24 protein-coding genes are annotated in these 24,106 nt (G+C 43.7%); 19 read left to right on the top strand and 5 right to left on the bottom strand.

Annotated features, from left to right (window positions below; translation table 11 throughout):
- The first annotated feature begins 101 nt into the window (after positions 1-101).
- On the top strand, positions 102-686 hold the full coding sequence (rok, locus tag C1T29_RS08795; RefSeq protein WP_014663802.1) for a transcriptional regulator Rok: 585 nt from the start codon (positions 102-104) through the stop codon (positions 684-686).
- A gap of 39 nt (positions 687-725) precedes the next feature.
- Here rok and cse15 read toward each other — a convergent pair whose 3' ends face one another.
- Positions 726-1,688 carry a spore protein Cse15 gene (cse15, locus tag C1T29_RS08800; RefSeq protein ID WP_103748822.1) on the bottom strand — a complete coding sequence of 321 codons (963 nt, stop codon included), beginning with the start codon at positions 1,686-1,688 and terminating at the stop codon, positions 726-728.
- Positions 1,689-1,823: 135 nt separating this feature from the next.
- Here cse15 and C1T29_RS08805 point away from each other — a divergent pair, with 135 nt between their 5' ends.
- The 16 genes from C1T29_RS08805 to sipT all read left to right on the top strand — a co-directional run bounded on the left by C1T29_RS08805 (position 1,824) and on the right by sipT (position 18,208).
- Complete coding sequence (locus tag C1T29_RS08805; RefSeq protein ID WP_103748821.1) at positions 1,824-2,423, top strand: molybdenum cofactor guanylyltransferase; 600 nt, start codon at positions 1,824-1,826, stop codon at positions 2,421-2,423.
- Between the two features lie 50 nt (positions 2,424-2,473).
- The gene (locus C1T29_RS08810) at positions 2,474-3,493 is read left to right on the top strand and encodes a molybdopterin-synthase adenylyltransferase MoeB (protein WP_103748820.1); all 1,020 of its coding nucleotides are present in this window, start codon (positions 2,474-2,476) and stop codon (positions 3,491-3,493) included.
- A 17-nt stretch (positions 3,494-3,510) separates the two neighbouring features.
- The gene (gene glp / locus C1T29_RS08815) at positions 3,511-4,803 is read left to right on the top strand and encodes a molybdopterin molybdotransferase MoeA (protein WP_103748819.1); all 1,293 of its coding nucleotides are present in this window, start codon (positions 3,511-3,513) and stop codon (positions 4,801-4,803) included.
- Positions 4,764-5,285, top strand: coding sequence for a molybdopterin-guanine dinucleotide biosynthesis protein B (gene mobB, locus C1T29_RS08820; RefSeq protein ID WP_069149525.1), 522 nt, complete (start codon positions 4,764-4,766; stop codon positions 5,283-5,285). The genes glp and mobB overlap by 40 nt, the downstream gene beginning before the upstream one ends.
- Complete coding sequence (locus tag C1T29_RS08825; RefSeq protein WP_014663808.1) at positions 5,285-5,758, top strand: molybdenum cofactor biosynthesis protein MoaE; 474 nt, start codon at positions 5,285-5,287, stop codon at positions 5,756-5,758. The genes mobB and C1T29_RS08825 overlap by 1 nt, the downstream gene beginning before the upstream one ends.
- Positions 5,751-5,984 (top strand): molybdopterin converting factor subunit 1, encoded by a 234-nt coding sequence (gene moaD / locus C1T29_RS08830; RefSeq protein ID WP_069838838.1) that lies wholly within the window; start codon positions 5,751-5,753, stop codon positions 5,982-5,984. Before C1T29_RS08825 ends, moaD begins: the two co-directional genes overlap by 8 nt.
- A 223-nt stretch (positions 5,985-6,207) precedes the next feature.
- On the top strand, positions 6,208-7,965 hold the full coding sequence (locus C1T29_RS08835) for an ABC transporter ATP-binding protein (protein ID WP_071580646.1): 1,758 nt from the start codon (positions 6,208-6,210) through the stop codon (positions 7,963-7,965).
- A gap of 11 nt (positions 7,966-7,976) precedes the next feature.
- Positions 7,977-9,791, top strand: coding sequence for an ABC transporter ATP-binding protein (locus C1T29_RS08840; RefSeq protein ID WP_071580647.1), 1,815 nt, complete (start codon positions 7,977-7,979; stop codon positions 9,789-9,791).
- 113 nt (positions 9,792-9,904) lie between these two features.
- Entirely contained in the window at positions 9,905-10,600 is a 696-nt protein-coding gene (gene yknW, locus C1T29_RS08845; protein WP_040083267.1) for a YknW family membrane protein, read from the top strand.
- A gap of 4 nt (positions 10,601-10,604) precedes the next feature.
- Positions 10,605-11,738, top strand: a complete 1,134-nt coding sequence (locus C1T29_RS08850) for an efflux RND transporter periplasmic adaptor subunit (protein ID WP_103748818.1) — start codon at positions 10,605-10,607, stop codon at positions 11,736-11,738.
- Positions 11,739-12,431, top strand: a complete 693-nt coding sequence (gene yknY / locus C1T29_RS08855; RefSeq protein WP_014663814.1) for an ABC transporter ATP-binding protein YknY — start codon at positions 11,739-11,741, stop codon at positions 12,429-12,431. It abuts the gene before it with no gap.
- Positions 12,428-13,621 carry a sporulation-delaying-protein transporter subunit SkiZ gene (gene skiZ / locus C1T29_RS08860; RefSeq protein WP_103748817.1) on the top strand — a complete coding sequence of 398 codons (1,194 nt, stop codon included), beginning with the start codon at positions 12,428-12,430 and terminating at the stop codon, positions 13,619-13,621. Before yknY ends, skiZ begins: the two co-directional genes overlap by 4 nt.
- A 279-nt stretch (positions 13,622-13,900) precedes the next feature.
- Positions 13,901-14,656, top strand: a complete 756-nt coding sequence (locus tag C1T29_RS08865) for a DeoR/GlpR family DNA-binding transcription regulator (protein WP_103748816.1) — start codon at positions 13,901-13,903, stop codon at positions 14,654-14,656.
- Positions 14,653-15,564 carry a 1-phosphofructokinase gene (gene pfkB / locus C1T29_RS08870; protein ID WP_095431401.1) on the top strand — a complete coding sequence of 304 codons (912 nt, stop codon included), beginning with the start codon at positions 14,653-14,655 and terminating at the stop codon, positions 15,562-15,564. The genes C1T29_RS08865 and pfkB overlap by 4 nt, the downstream gene beginning before the upstream one ends.
- 14 nt (positions 15,565-15,578) lie before the next feature.
- Positions 15,579-17,483 carry a PTS fructose transporter subunit IIABC gene (locus C1T29_RS08875; protein ID WP_040083262.1) on the top strand — a complete coding sequence of 635 codons (1,905 nt, stop codon included), beginning with the start codon at positions 15,579-15,581 and terminating at the stop codon, positions 17,481-17,483.
- Between the two features lie 143 nt (positions 17,484-17,626).
- Positions 17,627-18,208: a signal peptidase I sipT gene (gene sipT, locus C1T29_RS08880; RefSeq protein WP_003232348.1), complete on the top strand. Its 582-nt coding sequence runs from the start codon at positions 17,627-17,629 to the stop codon at positions 18,206-18,208.
- Between the two features lie 34 nt (positions 18,209-18,242).
- Here sipT and C1T29_RS08885 read toward each other — a convergent pair whose 3' ends face one another.
- The gene (locus C1T29_RS08885; RefSeq protein ID WP_095431400.1) at positions 18,243-18,512 is read right to left on the bottom strand and encodes a hypothetical protein; all 270 of its coding nucleotides are present in this window, start codon (positions 18,510-18,512) and stop codon (positions 18,243-18,245) included.
- 180 nt (positions 18,513-18,692) lie between these two features.
- On the opposite strand from C1T29_RS08885, the gene C1T29_RS08890 reads away from it, so the two are divergent.
- Both C1T29_RS08890 and C1T29_RS08895 read left to right on the top strand, forming a co-directional pair.
- Entirely contained in the window at positions 18,693-20,315 is a 1,623-nt protein-coding gene (locus tag C1T29_RS08890; protein ID WP_103748815.1) for an ABC-F family ATP-binding cassette domain-containing protein, read from the top strand.
- A gap of 56 nt (positions 20,316-20,371) precedes the next feature.
- On the top strand, positions 20,372-21,283 hold the full coding sequence (locus C1T29_RS08895) for a ketopantoate reductase family protein (RefSeq protein WP_103748814.1): 912 nt from the start codon (positions 20,372-20,374) through the stop codon (positions 21,281-21,283).
- A 32-nt stretch (positions 21,284-21,315) separates the two neighbouring features.
- Here the strand turns inward: C1T29_RS08895 and C1T29_RS08900 are convergent, their stop codons facing one another.
- The 3 genes from C1T29_RS08900 to mreBH form a co-directional block, all read right to left on the bottom strand.
- Positions 21,316-22,548 (bottom strand): aminopeptidase, encoded by a 1,233-nt coding sequence (locus tag C1T29_RS08900; RefSeq protein WP_071580653.1) that lies wholly within the window; start codon positions 22,546-22,548, stop codon positions 21,316-21,318.
- Between the two features lie 110 nt (positions 22,549-22,658).
- Positions 22,659-22,793 carry a protein YkpC gene (locus C1T29_RS08905; protein ID WP_003238865.1) on the bottom strand — a complete coding sequence of 45 codons (135 nt, stop codon included), beginning with the start codon at positions 22,791-22,793 and terminating at the stop codon, positions 22,659-22,661.
- Between the two features lie 100 nt (positions 22,794-22,893).
- The gene (gene mreBH, locus C1T29_RS08910; protein ID WP_003245743.1) at positions 22,894-23,901 is read right to left on the bottom strand and encodes a cell shape-determining protein MreBH; all 1,008 of its coding nucleotides are present in this window, start codon (positions 23,899-23,901) and stop codon (positions 22,894-22,896) included.
- Positions 23,902-24,106: the final 205 nt, after the last annotated feature.

Consider the following 24,106-nt stretch of genomic DNA (forward strand, 5'->3'; position numbering starts at 1 on the left):
ATGGAAATAATAAAAATGCTAAAATAATAGTTGATAAAATTACTTTTGTAATCTAATATCTTAATTAAAGATGTTAATTTTGATAGGGGGTACATTGAGGAATGTTTAATGAAAGAGAAGCTTTGCGCTTGCGGTTAGAACAATTAAATGAAGCTGAAGTGAAAGTCATTCGTGAATATCAAATTGAACGTGATAAAATATACGCAAAATTAAGAGAGCTGGACAGAAATGGAAGCCCTTCCGAAATCAAAAAGGATTTCCGTTCTGAAAAAAAGCCTGACTCTTTGCCTGTTCTCGCTGAGCTTGCGGCTCAGGAAATCAGAAGCTATCAGCCGCAATCACAGCAGCAGTCTGTGCAGCCTCAGCTTCAATCTATTTCCTCTCTTCCTGCCGGTATACCAGACGGAACAACACGAAGAAGAAGAGGAACGGCAAGACCGGGATCAAAAGCAGCTAAGCTGCGTGAAGCTGCCATTAAAACATTAAAACGCCATAACGCGGCGATTAAAAGCTCCGAGCTTCAAAAAGAGATTGAAAAAGAAAGCGGTCTTGAAATCCCTAATATGACAACGTTTATGCAAAGCTTAATTAAAATGTACCCGGAAGTGAAAAAGCCGTATCGCGGCCAGTACATTTTAGAAGGTGAAATCGAAACTGCAGAATCAGCCGAATCAGCAAATGAATAAATATACAGAAAAACTGCTTGGCATTGCTCAAGCAGTTTTTTATTTGGTTTTTTTCTGTGAAGGTTTGTTTTCTTTTTCAAGATTAAGTTTATACACCCACTTTTGATATGGCTTTTCTTCAGCGGCCCTGTTTTTCAGCCCTTCGATTGTTTGGCTCATGGCCTGGTCTGATGATTGGGCGCGGGTAAGCTGTTTTTGAAGCACATGTATCTGTTTTGTGACATCTTCAAGGATGGTTTCTACATGATTTGGCTGCGCGTAGACCGCTGGAGCTTCTTCTGTTTTTTCTTTTTGTTTCGTGTTGCCATCAATATCGGCAAAATGAGAAGCAATCCAGGCATCGCTTTCATCAAGCTGCCGTTTATACGATATAATAGTTTCGTGAAATAATTTTTCTTTCGTTTTTTCGATGTCTAGCAGTCTTTCTTTCGTTTCTATGATTCGATCTTTCATATGATCAACTTCTATTTTAATATGTTGTAGCTGATATTCTTTTTCTACCATTTGCTCTTTTAGACGCCCGTTTTCAACTTTTATCAATTCGGCTTGCTGTTTTGCCTGAAGCAGTGCATTCTGCTCTTGCTCAATAGAGGCCTGAAGTTGGCTGATACGTTTATGAAGATTTTTATTTTCTTCTTCGATTTTGATTTTAGCAATATGAAGCTTATGTTTTTCTTCGATTTCGGCTCTGCGTTTATAGGTTTCAGCAGATAGAAGCTCCTGTAAAACAACGATTTTATCAAGCAGTTCAGCTCTTATTTGGTGCAGAGATTGGCTGGTGTGGGAGGCATGTTTTTCTTTTGTTGACATTTGTGTTAATTCGGCAGTCAATTGCTGGAGTTTTTCTTTCATATCGTTATTTTCTTTGAGCAATTTGTTATTTTTCTGGTGAAAGTAGCTTGCTTCAAGTTCAGAAATCAGCTTATGGCACCTTGAAAGCTCGGATTTTAAATAAAGGTTCTCCTGAGACACGTCGTGGAAAAAAGGACCTGATCTTTTCATTCGAACCATCTCCCTCATGATGTTAACACTACAATATGCAAATACTGAACAGCTATTCCTCTTTAATAAACAGACAAGCAGTAGCGTTGAGCCTTTGCTTTTGCTATGCTTTTAACGAACTAGAGGTGAGATGACATGAAGCATGTAAACGTACTGCTGGCAGGGGGAGCCTCGCGGCGATTTGGAGAACCGAAAGCGTTTGTCAAATGGAAGGGCAGGATGCTTTACGAATGCGCTAAAGAGGCACTTGGAGAACATACGGTTATCATCAGCCGTCCCGAATTTATTGATAGATTTCAAGAAAACGGTGAAAATGAAGTGTATCAAGATGCTGAGCCATTTCAAGGCATGGGGCCATTGGCTGGTATATATACCGCTTTTAAAAAGACCGACGGTGATCTTTATACTGTTCTTTCCTGTGACACACCGCTGATACAAAGAAGGACGATGCTGGAGCTCAAACGTCTGATGACTGCCGATACGGACGCGGTAGTCCCGATTTCAGACGGACAAATGCAGCCATTGATTGCGATTTACCACAAACGTATCATGCCGGTTCTATACGATCAGCTTTCTGAGAAAAGACTGAGAATATCAGATTTATTAGGCAGAATGTCGGTTTGTTACGTACAGGCTGAAGATATCGGAGCAAGTCCGGCAGAGTTTATCAATATTAATACACGCGATGATTTTAGCTGTTTGGACGAAAAGTTGAACTCCTTCAGACGGGACTGACGGAGCAATAACATGATAAGATGACATAAAAGATAAGGAGAACAGGTTTGATGGAGGAACGTTATTCACGGCAGATCAGATTTAAGCAAATTGGGGAAGAGGGCCAGAAAAGGCTGGCAGACAGCCATGTGCTGGTTGTCGGAGCGGGAGCGCTCGGCACTGCAAGCGCTGAAGGGCTTTCGAGAGCGGGAATCGGTACTGTTACCATTATTGACCGTGACTATGTGGAGTGGAGTAATCTTCAAAGGCAGCAGCTTTATACAGAAAGCGATGCCAAACTCCGCATGCCGAAAGCCATGGCTGCCAAAGAGCATCTATCAGCAATTAACAGCGACATACATATTGAAGCATATGTTACCGAAGGAACAGCCGAAACGCTAGAGCCGCTGATTGAAAAAGCAGATGTCGTGATCGACGCGACAGATAATTTTGAAACCCGCATGCTGATAAACGATCTTGCCCAGAAAACAAAGACACCGTGGGTCTATGGCGCCTGTGTAAGCAGCCAGGGAATGTTCATGACGGTCATTCCCGGAGAAACCCCTTGCCTGTCTTGTTTGTTTGAGCAAATTCCAGTCGGCGGGGCGACGTGTGATACGGCCGGCATTATTCCGCCGGCTGTGCATATCGTTTCAGCATATCAGCAAGCTGAGGCATTAAAGCTGTTAACAGGCCAAATAGAAGCAATACAGCGCGGTTTTGTGACATTTGATGTCTGGAACAATTCGCATATGAAGATTAACGTTGATCATGTACGCCGTGAGGATTGCCCGTCTTGCGGAGCAAATGCGGTATATCCCTATCTTCAGGATTGGAACACGCCGAAAGCCGCTGTACTATGCGGCCGTGATACAGTACAGGTAAGGTCGGAATCATTAAAAAGAATCCCGAAACAGGAACTCGTTAAGCGGCTGAAGAAAATCGGCAAGGTTGAGGCTAATTCGTTTTTGCTGCATATTTTTTACGAGGATTACAGAATTGTCATTTTCAATGACGGACGGGCACTGGTGCATGGAACAAATGATGTGAAAGAAGCCAATTCCGTGTTGGCAAGAGTGATTGGATTGTAACAACAGGAGGGGTCAGAATGCTGGAGAAAAGAACACCGATACCGGTAGACGAAGCAGTTCGGCGTGTCTGCCATTTTCAAAAACAAGGTGAAACAGAGTGGGTGGCGCTTGAAGACAGCCTTCATCGATTTTTAGCCGAAGATATAACTGCGGATCACCACGTACCCGCGTTTGACCGTTCGCCATACGACGGTTTTGCTGTCAGAGCGTGCGATACGGCAGAAGCTTCACGTGAAAACCCAACTCGGTTTGAAGTCATTGACCATATTGGAGCGGGGTCAGTATCTGAAAAAGAACTTGGTCCGTTTCAGGCCGTGCGGATTATGACCGGCGCGCAAATCCCTGAAGGGGCAGATGCAGTCGTCATGATTGAACTGACTCAAACCTTTGAGGAGAATGGGAAGTCATTTATGTCTTTAAAGCGCCGCTTTCAGCCGGGAGATAATATTTCAAAAACAGGTGAGGACGCTCAAAAAGGGAGTGTCTTACTAAGAAAGGGCACCCGGGTGACACCAGGAGTGACTGCTCTATTGGCAACTTTCGGATACGCTTCGGTGCCTGTGGTGAGAAAGCCTGTTGTCGGGATTATCGCAACAGGTACCGAATTGCTGAATGTCAGTGATCCGCTGGAACCGGGAAAAATCCGCAACAGCAATGCGAGTATGGTATATGCACAAGTGATAGAAGCTGGCGCAACACCGCTTTATTTAGGGAAAATCTCTGATGAGCTGGATAAAAGCTTTGCTGCAGTGAAAGAAGCGATGAAAAAGGTGGATTTCCTGATCACAACTGGCGGTGTGTCAGTCGGTGATTTTGACTTTTTGCCTGCGATCTATGAAAAACTCGGAGCAGACGTGCTGTTTAATAAAGTTGCCATGCGCCCGGGCAGCGTGACAACGGTGGCGCATGCAAACGATATGCTGCTGTTTGGCCTCTCAGGTAACCCGTCGGCATGCTATGTCGGTTTTGAACTGTTTGTCAAGCCAATGATCCAGACATGGCTGTTTAATGAAACACCGCATTCGATTTGTGCGGAAGCTGTTCTGGCCAAAGATTTTCCGAAGCCGAACCCGTTTACCCGATTTGTTCGTGCGCTTGTGCACCACCAGGAAGGGAAGCTATTGGCGACACCCGTCGGGTTAGATAAGTCTAGCTCTGTCACGTCACTAGCAGAAGCCAATGCTTTCATTATCCTGCCAGGCGGGACGAGAGGCTACGAATCTGGCAGAACGGTTCAAGTGCTGCTCATCAGAGAAGAGAATGGAAGTGAGTGGCCTTGGTCCGTCCTTTCCCAATCGTCCAAGTTGTAGGATTTCAAAACAGCGGGAAAACAACGTTTATCGAGCGTATTCTTGAAAAAGCCTCTGAACAGGGGGTTCATTTGAGCTGCCTGAAGCATCATGGTCACGGCGGTGAACCGCAAACGTTCACGGAAGGAAAAGACACGGACCGTTACAAGGCGGCAGGTGCTGATGTGACAGCGGTAGAAGGTGCTGGTGTGTTACAGCTGACAGTCCGCCGCAATTGGGATTTGGCACGGCTGATCGAGTTATATCAATTTCTCGAAACAGACTGTCTTCTGATTGAAGGCTTTAAAAAAGCCCCTTATCCTAAAGTGGTCATCCTACGTGAAAAGGAAGATCTGGAAGCGCTGCAGGCAGTGAATATAATCGCCATCATCTATAGGAAAAAAGAGCATATGACAGAGCATCAGGGATTGCCCGTTTTTCATGCGGATGATCCGGTTGCCGTGGATTTTGTGCTTTCACAGCTGAAGGGGGAATCTGCATAATGAAACGGTTTGAGATTACGAAAACACCTATTATTACTGAAGACATCATTAAAAAAGTGGAGAAACGGGAAGCAGGGGCAATTACCACATTTATTGGCACGGTTCGGGAATGGACAAACGGAAAAAGAACGGTTCGGCTTGAATATGAGGCATATGAACCAATGGCCGTGCAAATGCTTGCTCAAATCGGAGCTGAAATCGAAGAAAAATGGGAAGGCGCTTCCGCTGCAATCACGCACCGTATAGGTGTGCTGGATATCGGTGAAGCAGCGGTCGTGATCGCTGTATCTTCTCCCCATCGCAAAGCTGCTTATGAAGCCAATGAGTATGCGATCGAACGAATTAAACAGATTGTGCCGATTTGGAAAAAAGAAATTTGGGAAGACGGTGAGCAATGGATCGGCGACCAGCTTGAAACAACAGCTTATCCGAATGGAAAACCAGACCTAAGCGAGGGAGAGCAGCATGATTAAAATACTTTTATTTGCAGGGCTTGCTGAACAGGCCGGTACACAAGCACTAGAAATAGATATGGAACAAGCAACCATAGATGAAATAAAAGCGAGCCTAAAAGAACAATATGGTCTTGAATCCCTTGATACGGCTATGATTGCCGTTAACGAAAGCTATGTAAAAGAAAATACCTCTGTATCTTCAGGTGACACGGTGGCCATCATACCGCCGGTCAGCGGGGGATGAAAACCGGACGGCATTTCAGCCATCCGGTTTTTCTGTATGTCATTGGCATATCCCCAAGTATCCCTAGCATACAATGATTTTCTGTAAGTGTTTATTCTACATATATTACTCCCTATAAAGTAAGAGACTCACTCCATAATTAGACTGAATTTTTGAAAAATAATAGAACTTTATTTCGGGTATCGATATAGTAAAGATGATAAATGTTGGAAAGGTGCTGGATATGGAGACATTTAAAAGATTAAAAATGTATTATTGGCCGTACCGAAAAGTGTTTTTGTGGTCGCTTCTAGCCATGCTTTTAATGACTGCGGTTACTGTCGTTTATCCGATTATCCTGCAAATTACGATTGATGAGATCGTACTGGGAAGGCAGTATCAGCTTGCAGCATGGGTCAGCTTGGGATTTATTGCGGTAATGGCCTTGAAAGGAACCGCTACCTTTTTTCACCAATATTTAGGTGATATGTTTGGAATCAAATCCGTTTATCGGCTGAGAAATAGCCTGTATGAAAAACTGCAGCGGCTTTCTTTTTCTTATTATGATAACGCGAAAACAGGAGATTTGATGTCCAGGCTGACAGCTGATGTTGAAGGGCTTCGTTTTTTCTTATCATACGGCCTCGCTGAGCTCATTCGCTTCGGCCTGCTGGTCGCCATCAGCCTGTCGGTTATGTTTTACTATTCTGTTCCCCTCACGCTCGTGACAATAGCAGTTCTGCCATTTCTCGCTGTTGCGGTATATCGGTTTGATAAAAGAGTCCATCCTGCCTTCAGAGGCATCCGCAAATCGTTTGCAAAGCTCAATACAAAAGTGCAGGAAAATATCAGTGGCATCAATACGGTTAAATCTCTTTCCAGAGAAGATTTCCAAGTCAGTATTTTCAATAAAGCCAATGCGGAATACAGAGCACAATATTTACAAACATCCTCCATCTGGTCTGCGTATTTCCCTTTAATGGAGTTCATCGGTAACATTTGTATTGTAGCTCTCCTCTCATACGGCGGATACTTGGTTATGCAAAATCAGCTCAATCCCGGTGAACTTGTTGCTTTCTTCAGCCTTGTCAATTATATGATGTGGCCGATTATGAACTTAGGCTTTGTCATTAATATGTTCTCTCAAGCGAAAGCGTCAGGTGAACGCCTGCTCGACATTCTGGAAAAAGAAGAAGACATTACAGATCATCCTCTTGCTTTATGCAAACAAAAATTAACTGGAGATGTCCATTTCAAAAATGTTTCTCTTGCATACGGAAAAGAACAAACAAACGCGCTGTGCAATGTAAGCTTTGAGGCAAACAGCGGGAAGGTAATCGGACTGTTGGGCCCGACGGGTTCGGGAAAAAGTTCAGTGACACAGCTTCTGACCAGATTTTACAGCCCTGTTAGCGGAACGATTACCATTGATCACAAACCCATCACAAATTATTCGTTAAAAACGCTTCGCTCCAATATCGGAGTCGTACTTCAAGAATCCTTCCTGTTTTCATCCACGATCCGATCAAATATTTCGTATGGGCGGCCGGGTGCTTCAATGGAAGAAATCATCGAAGCAGCAAAAAGGGCGCAGGCCCATAACTTTATCATGGAGCTTCCTGATGGGTATGACACCATGCTGGGCGAGAGGGGAATGGGGCTTTCCGGCGGACAGAAACAGCGTATTGCCATTGCGAGAGCCATCTGTTTGAACCCGAGCGTTTTAATATTGGATGATGCCACAAGTGCAGTAGATATGCAAACGGAGCACAGCATACAGCTTGCCTTAAAAGAAGTCATGAAAAACCGCACAACCTTTATCGTTGCTCACCGCATTTCTTCACTGAAACACGCCGATGAAATTCTCGTTTTTAATAAAGGACGCATTCGTGAAAGGGGAACACATCACGAGCTTCTTGAAAAAGAAGGCTACTATAAAAAGATTTACGATATGCAATACCGTGATGTCAAAATGATGAATGAGCCGCATGAGGTCGGATAGGGAGGGGCCAAATGAAACAAGCGAAAAAACAGGGGATTTTAGAGCGTTTCTATTACTCTTCAGATGAAATCATTGAAAAGCCGTTTAACTGGGCTCAAATGTGGCGGCTGCTGAGCTATGTCAAACCATATCGAAAAACCATTTTGCCGCTTTCTTTTCTCACCGTATTGATTGGCACTGCTGTGAAGCTTGTGATCCCCATTCTGATCGGAGTTTATGTGCTTGATCAAGCGATTACGGCGAGAAACCCGGAGCTGCTGATTCAGCTCATTTTAATCATTAGCGGTTTATATGTCCTTAATTACGCCGCCAATGTGTTAAGAATCAGGTGGATGAATCAGCTTGGCCAGCATGTCATTTTCGATTTGCGGCAGCATTTATTTACACATGTGCAGCGCTTATCCCACCGATTTTTTGATCAGCGGTCGGCGGGTTCGATCTTAGTCAGGATCATGAATGATATTAACTCTCTTCAGGAGCTATTTACAAGCGGAGTCATCAATTTATTGACCGACTTGCTTCTCCTGGCCGGCGTGATTATTATTTTGTTTACGCTGAGCCCTGAGCTGACTATAGCCATCATGGTGACATTGCCGATTATGTTTTTTATTTCAACAAGTCTCAGAAAAAAAATACGCCGATCCTGGCAAACGGTACGGCTCAAGCAATCAAAGCTCAACTCTCATCTAAACGAAAGCATTCAAGGCATTCGGGTCACACAGGCATTTACGCAGGAAGAAGAAAACATGGCGTATTTTGACGGTGTCAATCAGGAGAACTACCAATCATGGCGGGAAGCAACTAAAAAAAATGCCATGTTCCGTCCACTGGTGGAAATGACGAATGCGATTGGGACGGCAGTCTTGATTTGGTATGGCGCCACACTCATTATGAATGAAACCATTACGATTGGCGTCTTTGTTTCTTTCGCTTTCTACCTAGGGATGTTTTGGGAACCTATTTCGAGACTGGGCCAGGTCTATAATCAGCTGTTAATGGGAATGGCATCATCAGAACGGATTTTTGAGTTTCTGGACGAACAGCCAAATGTCAAGGAGAAGCCGAATGCCATTCATAATGAAAAGATAAATGGGGAGATCAGCTTTGAAGAGGTTGAATTTTCGTATGATGAAAAACGAAAAGCCCTTCATGCCGTTTCCTTTTCTATTCCTGCGGGCTCGACGCTTGCGCTTGTCGGGCATACAGGGAGCGGAAAGACGACGATTGCCAATTTAATCAGCCGTTTTTATGATGCGACCGGAGGCACCATTAAAATAGACGGTATACCGATTAAGGATCTCTCTATTGCCAGTCTGCGCTCTCAAATCAGCATTGTCCTGCAAGATACATTTATTTTTTCCGGGACCATAATGGAAAATATCCGTTTTGGAAGGCCGAATGCTTCGGATGAAGAGGTGATGAAAGCATCCCAAGCGGTCGGAGCGGATGAGTTTATTTCCGATTTAGCAGAAGGATATGCAACAGAGGTGGAGGAAAGGGGCAGCGTACTGTCTGCTGGTCAGCGTCAGCTCATTTCCTTTGCAAGAACATTGCTCGCCGATCCGGCTATTATCATCCTTGACGAAGCAACGGCAAGTATTGATACAGAGACGGAAGTGAAAATTCAGCAGGCCCTAAAAACGCTACTGAAAGGGCGCACAGCAGTGATGATTGCCCACAGATTGTCTACGATCCGCGATGCCGACCGCATCATTGTTCTTGATCACGGCAAGAAAATAGAAGAAGGAAACCATGAGCAGCTGCTCGCTAAAGAAGGCGTGTATGCCGGGCTTGTGAAAGCGCAATACAGCACAGCGATAGAATAATATGAAAAGCCTTCAGTATAAATTGAAGGCTTTTGGAAATTTATTAGAAAAATATGAAACTTTTTAATATCCTTCCCGTACTATTGGATAGATATTCTCAAGGAGGTTTTGAAATGGAAACGAATGTAGAAAAAAACAGCGGAACGGCGGCTGAAAAGCCTTCACTTTTCGGAGTGATCACAAGTCCATCTGTTCAATTTGAAAGAATAAGAGAAAGGCCGGCTGTATGGGGACCGCTTTTGATTGTCGCAGCAATTATCATCGTCGGTGCCGTGCTGCAATCACTCGGTACGGATTATAGTGAGCTTTTGAAAAGCCAGGATACGCAAGGGCTATCAGCTGAACAAATGGAGGCAGTCGCAACAATAACCAAATTTGGCGGAATGGCAGGCGCAATTATCGGAGGTATCGCAGCATTATTTATTGCCCCTCTTATTTATTGGCTCTGTGTAAAAGCATCAGGCGGTGTTACGACATACAAAAAAATGCTTTCTCTCGGTTTGTTTGTCTCTTTAATTAGCAGTCTCGGATTATTGGTGAACGGAATCGTTGCTTTTACGACTGACGTGAATCCTCTTTACAGCACGACGTCACTGGCAGGGATTATCCAATCTGACGGGGCTCTTGCCAGCGTGTTAAATACCTTTGAAATTTTCAGCATCTGGAGCTTTGTATTATTAGCAATCGGACTTCACAAAACGGGAGGCATCTCCAAAAAAGCCGGATGGATTTCAGCAATCATTCTATTCGGAATTTTAGTTGTATTTTCGCTCTTTTCAGGTTTAATTAATTCTGTGGCGGGTGCATAAGTTCATGAAAAAAGTCTGGATCGGTATTGGCATCGCCGTTATAGTCGCTCTTTTTATTGGAATAAATGTATACCGGTCTGCCGCTCCAACAAGCGGCAGCGCCGGCCAGAAGATACAGACGGGAAGCCTTGAAGAAAAAGAAATCTCATCAAAGGTTATGGTTCCCGGCACACTAAAATTTTCAAATGAACAGTATGTCTTTTATGAAGCTGATAAGGGGACATTAGAAGACATTAAAGTGAAGGAAGGCGACAAAGTTAAAAAGGGCACGACTTTAGTCACCTATACAAATGAGCAGCTGAGTCTGGAAAAAGAACAGAACCAGTTGACCGCTGAATCGAACCAGCTTCAAATTGAACAAACTCAAGAAAAGATAAAAGCGTTAGACAATAAAGAAAAAGATCTGGCGAAACAGGTTGGGAAAAAAGAAGCAGAAAAACAAATTGAGTCTGAACGGACAGAGCTTCAAATGCAGAAAAAAACAGCTGAGATCGAATTAAAACAAACCGAGCTTCAGCGGCAGTCACTTGCCAGCCGGGTGTCAGATTTAGAAGTGAAAAGTGAAATCGAAGGCACCGTTATTTCTGTCAACCAAGAAGCGGCATCCAAAAAGTCAGATATTCAAGAGCCTGTCATACATATTGGCAACCCCAAAGACCTCGTCGTCTCAGGGAAATTGTCTGAATACGATACACTGAAAGTTAAAAAAGGCCAGAAGGTCACACTCACTTCAGATGTTATCCAGGATAAAACATGGAAAGGCACGGTTTCCGCAGTCGGACTTGTTCCTGATCAGCAGGAAAGCGCTGCGGCACAAGGTACAGAACAGGCGGTCCAATACCCGCTTCAAGTGAAAATAAAAGGAAATCTTCCTGAAGGAAAGCCAGGCTTTAAATTTATCATGAATATTGAAACCGATAAGCGAAAAGCAAATACGCTTCCTTCAAAGGCAGTCAAAAAAGAAGATGACCAATATTATGTGTATACAGCAAAAGACGGAAAAGCAAAGCGAGTTGATGTCAAAATCGGCGAAGTGACAGATGATCTGACAGAAATTAAAGAGGGGCTTTCCCAAGATGATCAAGTCATTTTGAATCCATCTGATCAGGTGACTGATGGAATGGAAGTGAAATCTTAAATGATTCAGCTTTCTAATGTGCGAAAAAGCTACCAGATCGGCAGGGAAACGTTTGATGTTCTCCATTCTATTCATTTGGACATTCATCAAGGGGAATATGTCTCGATTATGGGACCGTCAGGATCAGGGAAATCGACGATTATGAATATTATCGGCTGTCTTGACCGACCGACTTCCGGTACGTATAAATTGGACGGCGAGGACGTTTCTTCATATAAAGATAAAGAACTGGCGGCAGTCCGTAACCGGTCAATCGGATTTGTATTTCAGCAATTTCAGCTTCTTCCGCGGCTGAACGCAAAAAAAAATGTTGAGCTGCCGATGATTTATTCCGGGATAGGCAAAAAAGAACGTCAAGAAAGGGCTGAGAAAGCATTGGAAAAGGTCGGGTTAGCCGATCGAATGCTCCACATGCCCAATGAGCTGTCGGGCGGGCAGAAGCAGCGGGTGGCGATTGCGAGGGCGATCGTGAATGAGCCCAAATTAATTTTAGCAGATGAACCGACTGGCGCGCTGGATACGAAAACAAGCGTAGCGATTATGGATCAGTTTACAGCTTTAAATGCCGAAGGAACGACAATCGTTCTTGTTACACACGAGCCCGAAGTTGCAGATTGCACGAACCGGATTGTTATGGTGCGTGACGGCAATATTGTTCCTGCCAGCTCCGGCCAAAGGAGTGTGGGAGAATGAGCCTGTTAGAAAACATCAGAATGGCTCTAAGCTCTGTCCTTGCCCATAAAATGCGTTCGATCTTAACAATGCTCGGCATTATCATTGGGGTAGGCTCTGTCATCGTTGTCGTTGCGGTAGGGCAGGGCGGTGAGCAAATGCTGAAGCAGTCGATCAGCGGACCGGGAAATACAGTGGAGCTATACTATATGCCAAGCGACGAAGAGCTTGCAAGCAATCCGAACGCTGCAGCTGAATCTACGTTTACAGAAAACGATATTAAAGGTTTAAAAGCGGTAGAAGGCATTAAACAAATCGTTGCCTCGACTTCTGAAAGTATGACAGCGCGTTATCATGAAGAAGAAACTGATGCTACGGTTAACGGAATAAATGATGGATACATGAATGTCAATTCTTTAAAAATCGAAAGCGGCAGAACCTTTACAGATAATGACTTTCTCGCGGGGAATAGAGCCGGAATCATCTCTCAAAAGATGGCTGAAGAGCTGTTTGATAAAAACTCCCCTTTAGGTGAAGTTGTCTGGATAAACGGACAGCCCGTTGAAATTGTCGGCGTGCTGAAAAAAGAAACAGGCTTGCTTTCTTTCGATTTAAGTCAAATGTATGTGCCATTTAATATGATGAAATCCTCTTTTGGTACAAGTGATTTCAGTAACGTATCATTGCAGGTTGAATCAGCAGACGATATAAAATCGGTTGGGAAAGAAGCGGCACAGCTGGTAAATGACAATCATGGCACAGAGGATTCGTATCAAGTGATGAACATGGAAGAGATTGCGGCCGGGATTGGCAAAGTAACGGCAATAATGACGACGATTATCGGCTCAATTGCGGGCATCTCTCTATTGGTCGGCGGAATCGGTGTCATGAATATTATGCTTGTATCAGTCACAGAAAGGACACGGGAAATCGGAATCAGAAAATCACTCGGTGCGACAAGGGGACAGATCCTGACTCAGTTTTTAATTGAGTCAGTCGTATTGACGCTGATTGGCGGCCTGATCGGGATTGGTATTGGGTACGGAGGGGCCGCGCTTGTTTCAGCCATTGCGGGCTGGCCGTCACTCATATCCTGGGAGGTTGTATGCGGGGGCGTGCTGTTCAGTATGCTCATTGGTGTTATTTTCGGCATGCTTCCTGCAAATAAAGCCGCAAAGCTTGATCCGATTGAAGCGCTGCGTTATGAGTAGCCTCATGCAACATGCATGAGGTTTTTTTATGTGTAGTGATTTCTACTATGAATATAAAAGACTTTTTTCATTAAAATAAGAAGAAAATGTCGTACAATTGTCCTTATTTTTGTCGAATTTACAGTTTACAAACCCTATAGACATACGTTAATATGGATAAACGTGAAAGATTTTGATAGTTATTGAATGAATTTGAATGATTTTAGTTGCCTAAACTGAAAATAGCGTTTACAATGAAATTGTATTCAAAATGAATACGTTTTCATTAGGAGGTGAAGCATGCTAACTCCTGAACGGCATCAATTGATTATTGATCAAATAGAAAAGCATGATGTGGTAAAGATTCAAGAGCTCATAAATCTGACAAATGCTTCTGAATCAACAATCAGAAGAGATTTATCGACACTTGAAGAACGCGGTTTTTTAAAGCGTGTTCATGGGGGAGCGGCCAAGCTTTCCGATATCAGACTTGAACCCGATATGCTTGAAAAATCATCCAAAAACCTTCACGACAAATTGAAGATTGCTGAAAAAGCTGCTTCTCTTTTAGAAGAAGGGGATTGCATTTACCTTGATGCAGGCACGACGACTTTGCACATGATTGATTTTATGGATAAAACCAAAGATATTGTCGTTGTCACAAACGGGGTGATGCATATCGAAGCATTAATAAGGAAAGAAATTTCTTTTTATCTGCTTGGAGGATACGTCAAGCACAGAACGGGCGCGGTTATTGGAGGCGCTTCACTGATTGCCATGGACCAGTACAGATTCGACAAGAGCTTTCTGGGGGCAAACGGTGTGCATACAGAGGCTGGATTCACAACGCCGGACCCTGATGAGGCCCTTTTAAAACAGAAAGCGATCAAACAGGCAAAACACGCTTACGTCTTAGCAGACCCTTCGAAGTTCGGAGAAATTTCATTTTCGGCATTTGCCGGAATAGGCGACGCAACAATCATTACGACTGACGCTGAAGAGCTTACATTCGATAATTACCAAGAAAAAACTGTCGTAAAGGTAGTGAAACCATGATTTACACTGTAACACTTAATCCATCTGTCGATTATATTGTTCACGTTGAAGATTTTACTGTAGGAGGCCTGAATCGTTCTGCATATGATACCAAGTATCCAGGGGGCAAAGGCATCAACGTATCGAGACTGCTGAAAAGACATCATGTACCGTCTAAAGCGCTCGGATTCGTCGGCGGATTTACCGGAGAATATATCAAAACATTTTTGCGGGAAGAAAATTTGGAAACAGCTTTTTCTGAAGTAAAAGGGGATACCCGTATCAATGTAAAGCTGAAAACGGGTGATGAAACTGAAATTAACGGGCAGGGTCCGACAATTTCGGATGAAGATTTCAAAGCCTTTTTAGAGCAGTTCCAATCTTTAGAAGAGGGAGACATCGTTGTTCTTGCAGGAAGTATTCCATCTTCACTTCCTCACGATACGTATGAAAAAATCGCAGAGGCCTGCAAACAGCAGAACGCACGAGTTGTTCTGGATATCTCAGGAGAGGCTCTTTTGAAAGCGACAGAAATGAAACCGTTTTTGATGAAGCCAAACCATCATGAGCTTGGAGAAATGTTCGGCACGACTATTACCTCTGTTGAGGAAGCTGTTCCTTATGGGAAAAAGCTGGTAGAACAGGGCGCTGAACATGTAATCGTTTCAATGGCAGGAGACGGAGCGCTTTTGTTTGCGAACGAAGCAGTTTATTTTGCTAACGTGCCAAAGGGGAAATTGGTAAACTCAGTCGGAGCAGGAGATTCCGTTGTAGCAGGCTTCCTTGCCGGAATTTCCAAACAGCTGCCGCTTGAAGAAGCATTCCGCTTAGGGGTTACTTCAGGCAGTGCTACCGCGTTCTCTGAAGAACTTGGAACAGAAGAATTTGTCCAGCAGCTTCTTCCTGAAGTTAAGGTCACACGTCTATAGAGGAGGAAACACAAGTGAAAATAACTGAGCTTTTAACAAAGCATACGATAAAGCTTAATATTGAGAGCAAAGAAAAAGAAAATGTGATTGACGAAATGGTCACTGTTCTTGATAAGGCTGGTAAGTTAAATGACCGACAAGCCTATAAAGAAGCCATTTTAAACCGCGAAAGCCAAAGCTCAACGGGTATTGGTGAAGGAATCGCTATCCCTCATGCGAAAACGGCTAGCGTTATCAACCCGGCGATCGCGTTCGGACGTTCTAAAGACGGTGTCGATTATGAATCATTAGACGGCCAGCCGGCTCACTTAGTCTTCATGATTGCGGCGACTGAAGGCGCAAACAATACTCACCTTGAAGCATTGTCAAGACTTTCCACGCTGTTAATGCGTGAAGAAATCCGCAAGCAGCTCCTTGAAGCTGAGTCAGAAGATGCCATCATCGACATTATTAATCAGCACGATAAAGATGATGACGAAGAGGAAGAGGAAGAAGAAGCGGCACCAGCGCCTGCCGGAAAAGGAAAGATTTTAGCGGTTACTGCATGCCCGACAGGTATTGCCCATACATTCATGGCTGCGGATGCCCTTAAAGAGAAAGCGAAAGAGCTTGGCGTGGACATTAAGGTCGAAACAAATGGTTCAAGCGGCATTAAGCACAAGCTGACTGCCCAAGAAATTGAAGATGCACCTGCAATCATTGTCGCAGCGGACAAGCAGGTTGAAATGGAACGCTTTAAAGGTAAGCGCGTACTTCAAGTTCCTGTAACGGCAGGTATCAGACGCCCTCAGGAACTGATTGAAAAAGCGATGAACCAAGATGCCCCGATTTATCAAGGCAGCGGCGGTTCTTCAGCTTCAAACGATGAAGATGAAGCGAGAGGCAAGTCTGGAAGCGGAATCGGAAACGCGTTTTATAAGCATTTGATGAGCGGTGTCAGCAACATGCTTCCGTTCGTAGTCGGCGGCGGTATCCTCGTTGCGATTTCATTCTTCTGGGGAATTCATTCTGCTGATCCAAAAGATCCTACTTACAACGCGTTTGCCGCAGCTCTTAAGTTTATCGGCGGTGACAACGCATTAGGATTAATTGTGGCTGTTCTTGCTGGATTTATCGCAATGAGTATTGCAGACCGTCCTGGTTTTGCGCCTGGTATGGTCGGCGGATTCATGGCGACTCAAGCGAATGCTGGATTCTTAGGCGGTTTAATTGCCGGATTCCTTGCCGGTTATGTCGTGATTTTACTGAAAAAAGCATTTACCTTTATCCCTCAGTCACTTGATGGATTAAAACCTGTACTGATTTATCCGCTGTTCGGTATTTTTATCACTGGCGTATTAATGCAATTTGTCATCAATACACCTGTAGCAGCATTTATGAATTTCTTAACAAACTGGCTTGAAAGCCTTGGTACTGGAAACCTAGTATTGATGGGGATTATCTTGGGCGGTATGATGGCGATCGATATGGGCGGTCCGCTTAATAAAGCTGCCTTTACGTTCGGTATCGCGATGATCGATGCAGGCAACTATGCGCCTCATGCGGCGATCATGGCCGGCGGTATGGTTCCTCCGCTTGGTATCGCACTTGCTACAACCATTTTCCGAAACAAATTCACTCAGCGTGACCGTGAAGCTGGTATTACATGCTACTTCATGGGTGCTGCTTTCGTAACAGAGGGAGCGATCCCGTTTGCTGCGGCTGATCCGCTTCGCGTCATTCCAGCTGCTGTAATCGGTGCAGCTGTTGCCGGCGGATTGACTGAATTCTTCCGTGTAACGCTTCCGGCGCCTCATGGAGGAGTATTCGTAGCTTTCATTACAAACCATCCGATGCTTTACCTATTAAGTATCGTAATCGGTGCTGTCGTGATGGCAATTATTCTCGGTATTGTCAAAAAACCTGTTACAGAGAAATAAGAAAAAAAGCGTCCTTGATTCGAAAGGACGCTTTTTCTTATCCGACAGGCAGCGAGCGGGTTAAGTTATGTAATTTATTCTTTTTTATGATAAAGTAAAAGAAGAGAAACAACTGATATAGCAATCGTCTAGGAGGAAACACTTTGACCGAGGAAAAAAATACGAATACTGAGAAAACGGCGAAGAAAAAAACCAATACGTACCTGGAATGGGGTAAAGCGATTGTCATCGCTGTTCTGCTGGCTCTCCTGATCCGTCACTTTTTGTTTGAACCGTATTTAGTTGAAGGTTCATCTATGTATCCCACATTACATGACGGAGAAAGGCTGTTTGTGAATAAAACAGTCAACTATATCGGCGAGCTGAAGCGCGGAGATATCGTTATTATCAACGGTGAGACTTCTAAAATCCATTATGTAAAAAGATTGATTGGAAAGCCTGGAGAAACCGTTCAAATGAAGGATGACACGCTTTATATAAACGGCAAAAAAGTAGCCGAGCCTTACTTGTCTAAAAACAAGAAGGAAGCAGAAAAACTCGGTGTCAGTCTGACAGGCGATTTTGGGCCGGTTAAGGTTCCGAAAGGCAAATATTTTGTCATGGGAGATAACCGGCTGAATTCTATGGACAGCCGAAACGGATTGGGACTGATTGCGGAAGATCGAATTGTCGGCACATCGAAGTTTGTCTTTTTCCCGTTTAACGAAATGCGTCAAACAAAATAAAAACGCCTTGCTGGCCTTTGGACAGCAGGCGTTTTTATTTTGAAAAAGTAGAGACCAATGCAATGCATAAAACTGTGATGAACACTGAACCGATAATGGCCAGCACACTGAAGAAAAGGTGAACCTGTTTGTTCTCTTTTCCGCGCTTTTCTAAAAGTCGTTTAGAAAAAATGTGCGAAAATATGTAAATAAGGGCTATGCCTATGTATAAGCCGATATCCTTGGCAGTAAAGCCTGTTACGGCAAGGTAAAAGCCCGTAAAAAAGATCAATAAGCAATATTCAGTAAGTGTTAAAAGCCTCAACGTGTTCCTCCATGAGAGTGTGTAATTTTCCAGGCGGATGCATTCTCTCTCTTTAATTGTAACACAGCTGGCAGGATTGGGTGTATAAGTGTTTTCTCTCTGTTTTATCAGGGAATCATTTCTCTTGCCCTGTATTCATGGTATACTTTTATTGATGATAGACATGATGGAGGATAATAAATGATTGCTGTAAATAATGTAAGCTTGCGGTTTGCGGATCGTAAGTTATTTGAAGATGTTAATATTAAATTTACCCCAGGCAACTGCTATGGGTTAATTGGTGCAAATGGTGCCGGTAAATCAACGTTTCTAAAGGTGCTTTCAGGCGAAATCGAGCCTCAGACAGGCGACGTGCATATGAGTCCTGGCGAACGTCTTGCCGTCTTGAAGCAGAACCATTTTGAGTACGAAGAGTATGAAGTGCTGAAAGTGGTCATCATGGGTCACAAGCGCCTCTATGAAGTTATGCAGGAGAAAGACGCTATTTACATGAAGCCTGATTTCTCAGATGAGGATGGGATTCGCGCTGCCGAGCTAGAAGGTGAATTTGCGGAACTGAACGGATGGGAAGCGGAAAGTGAAGCGGCGATCCTTTTAAAAGGTCTTGGTATCTCAGAAGACCTGCACACAAAGAAGATGGAAGACCTTGGCGGTTCGGAGAAGGTAAAAGTTCTCTTGGCACAGGCATTATTCGGCAAGCCGGATGTTCTGCTGCTCGATGAGCCGACGAACCACTTGGACCTTCAGGCAATCCAGTGGCTTGAAGAGTTTCTGATTAACTTTGAAAATACAGTTATTGTCGTATCCCATGACCGTCACTTCTTAAATAAAGTGTGTACGCACATTGCCGACCTTGATTTTAACAAAATTCAAATCTATGTCGGAAACTATGATTTCTGGTACGAGTCAAGCCAGCTGGCGTTAAAGCTTTCTCAAGAAGCGAACAAGAAAAAAGAAGAGCAGATTAAACAGCTTCAAGAGTTTGTCGCTAGATTCAGCGCCAATGCGTCTAAATCTAAGCAGGCCACATCAAGGAAGAAACTTCTCGAAAAAATCACGCTGGATGATATTAAACCGTCTTCCCGTCGCTATCCTTACGTTAACTTCACGCCGGAACGGGAAATCGGAAATGATGTTCTTCAGGTGGAAGGATTAACAAAAATAATCGATGGCGTAAAGGTGCTTGACAATGTCAGCTTCATTATGAACCGAGAAGATAAAATTGCTTTCACTGGCCGGAACGAACTTGCTGTTACTACACTGTTTAAAATCATTTCCGGGGAAATGGAAGCTGACAGCGGAACGTTTAAATGGGGTGTTACCACATCACAAGCGTATTTTCCAAAAGACAACAGTGAATATTTCGAAGGCAGTGATCTGAATCTTGTAGACTGGCTTCGCCAATATTCTCCGCACGACCAAAGTGAGAGCTTTTTACGCGGGTTCTTAGGACGCATGCTGTTCTCCGGAGAAGAAGTCCACAAAAAAGCAAATGTACTTTCCGGGGGAGAAAAGGTCCGCTGTATGCTGTCAAAAGCGATGCTTTCTGGAGCCAATATTTTAATTTTGGATGAGCCGACTAACCATTTAGACTTAGAATCCATTACAGCGCTCAATAACGGCTTAATCAGCTTTAAAGGCGCTATGCTGTTTACTTCGCATGACCATCAGTTTGTGCAGACCATTGCCAACAGAATTATAGAAATTACACCTAATGGCATCGTTGATAAGCAAATGAGCTATGACGAGTTCCTTGAAAATACTGATGTGCAGAAAAAATTGGCTGAACTATACGCGGAATAAAAAAGCAGAGATTTCTCTGCTTTTTTTGATACATCATTATGAAAGGGGACCACAACATGAAATTTTTAGTCGTCGGAGCAGGCGGAGTAGGTGGGTATATTGGCGGACGGCTTGCAGAGAAAGGAAATGATGTGACATTTCTCGTGCGCCAAAAACGAGCTCAGCAGCTTAAAGAAACCGGGCTTGTCATCCATAGTGAAAAAGGGGATGCATCGTTTCAGCCCGTATTAATCACTGCCGGAGAAACAGGGCGATTTGATGTCGTTATCATTGCTTCTAAAGCATACTCGCTTGATCAGGTGATAAACGATGTCAAGCCGTTTATCCATCAGGAATCTATCATTATCCCTTTCTTAAACGGGTACCGCCACTATGAGCAGCTGTTCGCGGCATTTTCAAAAGAACAGGTGCTGGGCGGCCTGTGTTTTATAGAAAGTGCTTTAGACAACAGAGGAGAAATTCATCATACGAGTGCATCGCATCGTTTTGTATTTGGAGAATGGAACGGAGAGCGTACGGATCGAATAAAAGCGCTTGAAGAGGCATTTTCAAGCGTGAAGGCTGAAGTCATCATTAGCGGGCATATCGAGAAGGACATTTGGAAAAAGTATCTCTTTATTGCAGCGCAAGCGGGGATTACAACGTTATTTCAACGACCGCTTGGCCCGATCCTCGACACAGAAGGCGGACGTCACACGGCCCAAACTCTTATTGGGGAAATTGGCGCTGTTTTACGAAAAGAAGGCGTTCCGGCTGATCCGGATCTTGAGGAAGAGAGCTTTCGTACGATGACAAGCATGTCTTATCATATGAAGTCCTCCATGCTTCGGGATATGGAAAACGGCCAAACGACTGAAGGTGACCACCTGCATGGATTTTTGCTTGAAAAAGCAAAACGTTTATCTCTCGCGGCACCCGTATTAGAAACCGTTTATGCTAATCTGCAAATGTATGAAGCAGAAAAATAAAAAAAGGAGTCGAAAAGCCTCCTTTTTTTTATTTAAAAAGCCCAATTTCCGTTTCGGAAAATAGGTTCTCTTTTTCCATCATCCGTAATTCCGTCAATATTCATATCCTTTGAACCGATCATAAAGTCGACGTGTGTAATGCTTTCATTTAAGCCTTCTTTGACAAGCTCTTCACGAGACATCTGCTTTCCGCCTTCAATATTAAAGGCATAGGCGCTTCCGATCGCCAAATGATTTGACGCGTTTTCATCAAACAACGTGTTATAGAAAAGAATGTTTGATTGTGATATAGGCGAATTGTAAGGAACAAGTGCCACTTCACCTAAATAGTGAGAACCTTCATCTGCTTCCACCAGTTCTTTTAAAATGTCTTCACCTTTTTCAGCTTTAATGTCGATTATACGGCCATTTTTAAACGTGAGAGTGAAATTTTCAATAATATTTCCGCCGTAGCTTAATGGTTTTGTGCTTGATACTACTCCGTCAACCCCGTCTTTTTGAGGCAGCGTGAATACTTCTTCTGTCGGCATATTAGCCATAAATTCATGGCCGCTTTCATTCACGCTTCCTGCACCTGCCCAAACATGCTTTCTAGGCAGCTTAATTGTTAAATCAGTTCCTTCAGCTTGATAATGTAAGGCAGCGTAATGTCTCTCGTTCAAATGATCAACTTTTTCATGAAGATTTTGGTCATGCTTGATCCACGCCTGAACTGGATTGTCTTCGTTTACGCGCGTTGCTTTAAAAATTTCTTCCCACAGAAGGTGAATGGCTTCCTCCTTTGATTTTCCAGGAAACACCTTCTGAGCCCAGCCCTCTGATGCCGCACCTACGACAGTCCAGCTGACTTTGTCTGATTGAATATATTGTCTGTATGTATGTAATGCTTTGCCTGCTGCTTTTTGGAATGCCGCAATCCGTTTGGAATCTACACCCTTTAGCAAGTCTGGGTTTGACGACACAACAGAAATGAAAGCAGCTCCATTTTTGGCAAGCTCTTCTCTGCCTTTTGCTTCCCATTCAGGATATTCTTCAAATGCCTCAAACGGCGCAAGCTCGTATTTTAATTTGGCGACTTCGTCATCCTGCCAATTCACTGTGACGTTTTTTGCACCCTTTTCATATGCGTGTTTTACAATTAAGCGGACAAAATCCCGGACGTCTGTTGAAGCATTTACGACTACATGCTGGCCTTTTTGGACATTTACACCGACTTCTACTGCCAGTTGTGCATATGTATTTAACTTCTGTGAAAATGAATCCATAAACCATTCCTCCTCAAGCTTTTTTCTCATCATATCAAATATGATCCTATAAAGGAAAGAAGGAGGCCAAAGTGAAAAACCCAAAACGACATGTCTTGGGTTTTTCAATACTATGGATGATTCAGTTTTACAGTGCCGCCTGCAGGCGAATGGGGCATATTTGCCAAAGAAATGCTCATGCCCCCAAGAATAATTCCGCTTAAAATGGCTGCGATCGCTACTCTTCTTCCTAAATCTCTTAGCATCGGTTTCCTCCTTAACGTTTCTCCATTTCCCACAATATGAAGGAAGTGAGGAAAAAAGAAGCAAGAAATTTGCCGCGTGTGAGATTTATGCAAGGGCAGACTATTTAATTGCCTTTTGCAGCTTATCAATCACTTCTAAAGAACGGCCTGTGCCGATTGCTACAGATTCAAGCGGGTTTTGCGCCACGTGTACAGGCACGACAATCTCTTCTGTAAGCCATTCTTTAATTCCATTAAGAAGCGCGCCGCCTCCTGTTAAAATAACGCCGCGGTCGACAATATCTCCGCTTAATTCAGGCGGGCAGTCCTCAAGTGTCGCTCTGATGGCTTCAAGAATATGCAGGAGAGATTCGCGCATTGCATCTTGAATTTCGTTGGATTGAAGCATAATGGTTTTTGGAAGGCCTGTCACGAGGTCGCGTCCCCGAATTTCCATTGCCTCAGGTATATGTTCAATCAGAGCATGGCCGATTTCCATTTTTACCTGCTCAGCCGTACGTTCGCCGATCAGTAAATTGTATTTTTTCCGGACGAAAGAAACGATATCCTCATCAAGCTGGTCTCCTCCGATTCTAATAGAATGGCAGGAAACAACGCCGCCGAAGGAAATGATAGCGACTTCTGTCGTCCCTCCGCCGATATCTACGACCACATTGGCAACCGGCTCGTCAACCGGTAAATCCGCTCCGATGGCGGCTGCTACTGGCTCTTCGATTAAATGAACGTTTTTCGCGCCGCAATTTTTCACCGCATCACTGATGGCACGGCGCTCTACCGCTGTTGAGCCTGACGGTGTGCAAACGACTACGTTCGGCTTTCTGAACGACATGCCGATGCTTTTTGCGGCTTTTTTCATAATGTGCTTTAGCAGATCAGTTGTCATATCATAGTCTGCGATCACGCCATCTTTCATCGGTCTGACAGCGACAATTTTTCCCGGTGTTTTACCGATCATGTTTTTGGCGTCAGCTCCGATTGCAAGCACTGCTTTTGTCGTTGTATCCACTGCGACAACAGATGGTTCATTTAGGATAATCCCTTTATTTTTGCTGTAAACAAGTATATTAGCTGTTCCTAAGTCAATCCCAATTTCAGTTGATTGAAACATGTTTTCACCCAATCTCTATCCTAATTTAATATAATTCTACATTTAAAGTTTCTCAGAAATACTGCGATTTTTGGGGGTGTGTGTCGGTAAAGAAATGTTTTTGTAAAAAATCAAGGAGCTGTGTAACAGAAGTAATACATTTTTCGGTTTTATGGAAAAAATATCTTGTGATTCTTATAGAAAGCGGGAAACTTTTTTTGAGTTT

This window comes from Bacillus sp. MBGLi79 (genome assembly GCF_002953915.1).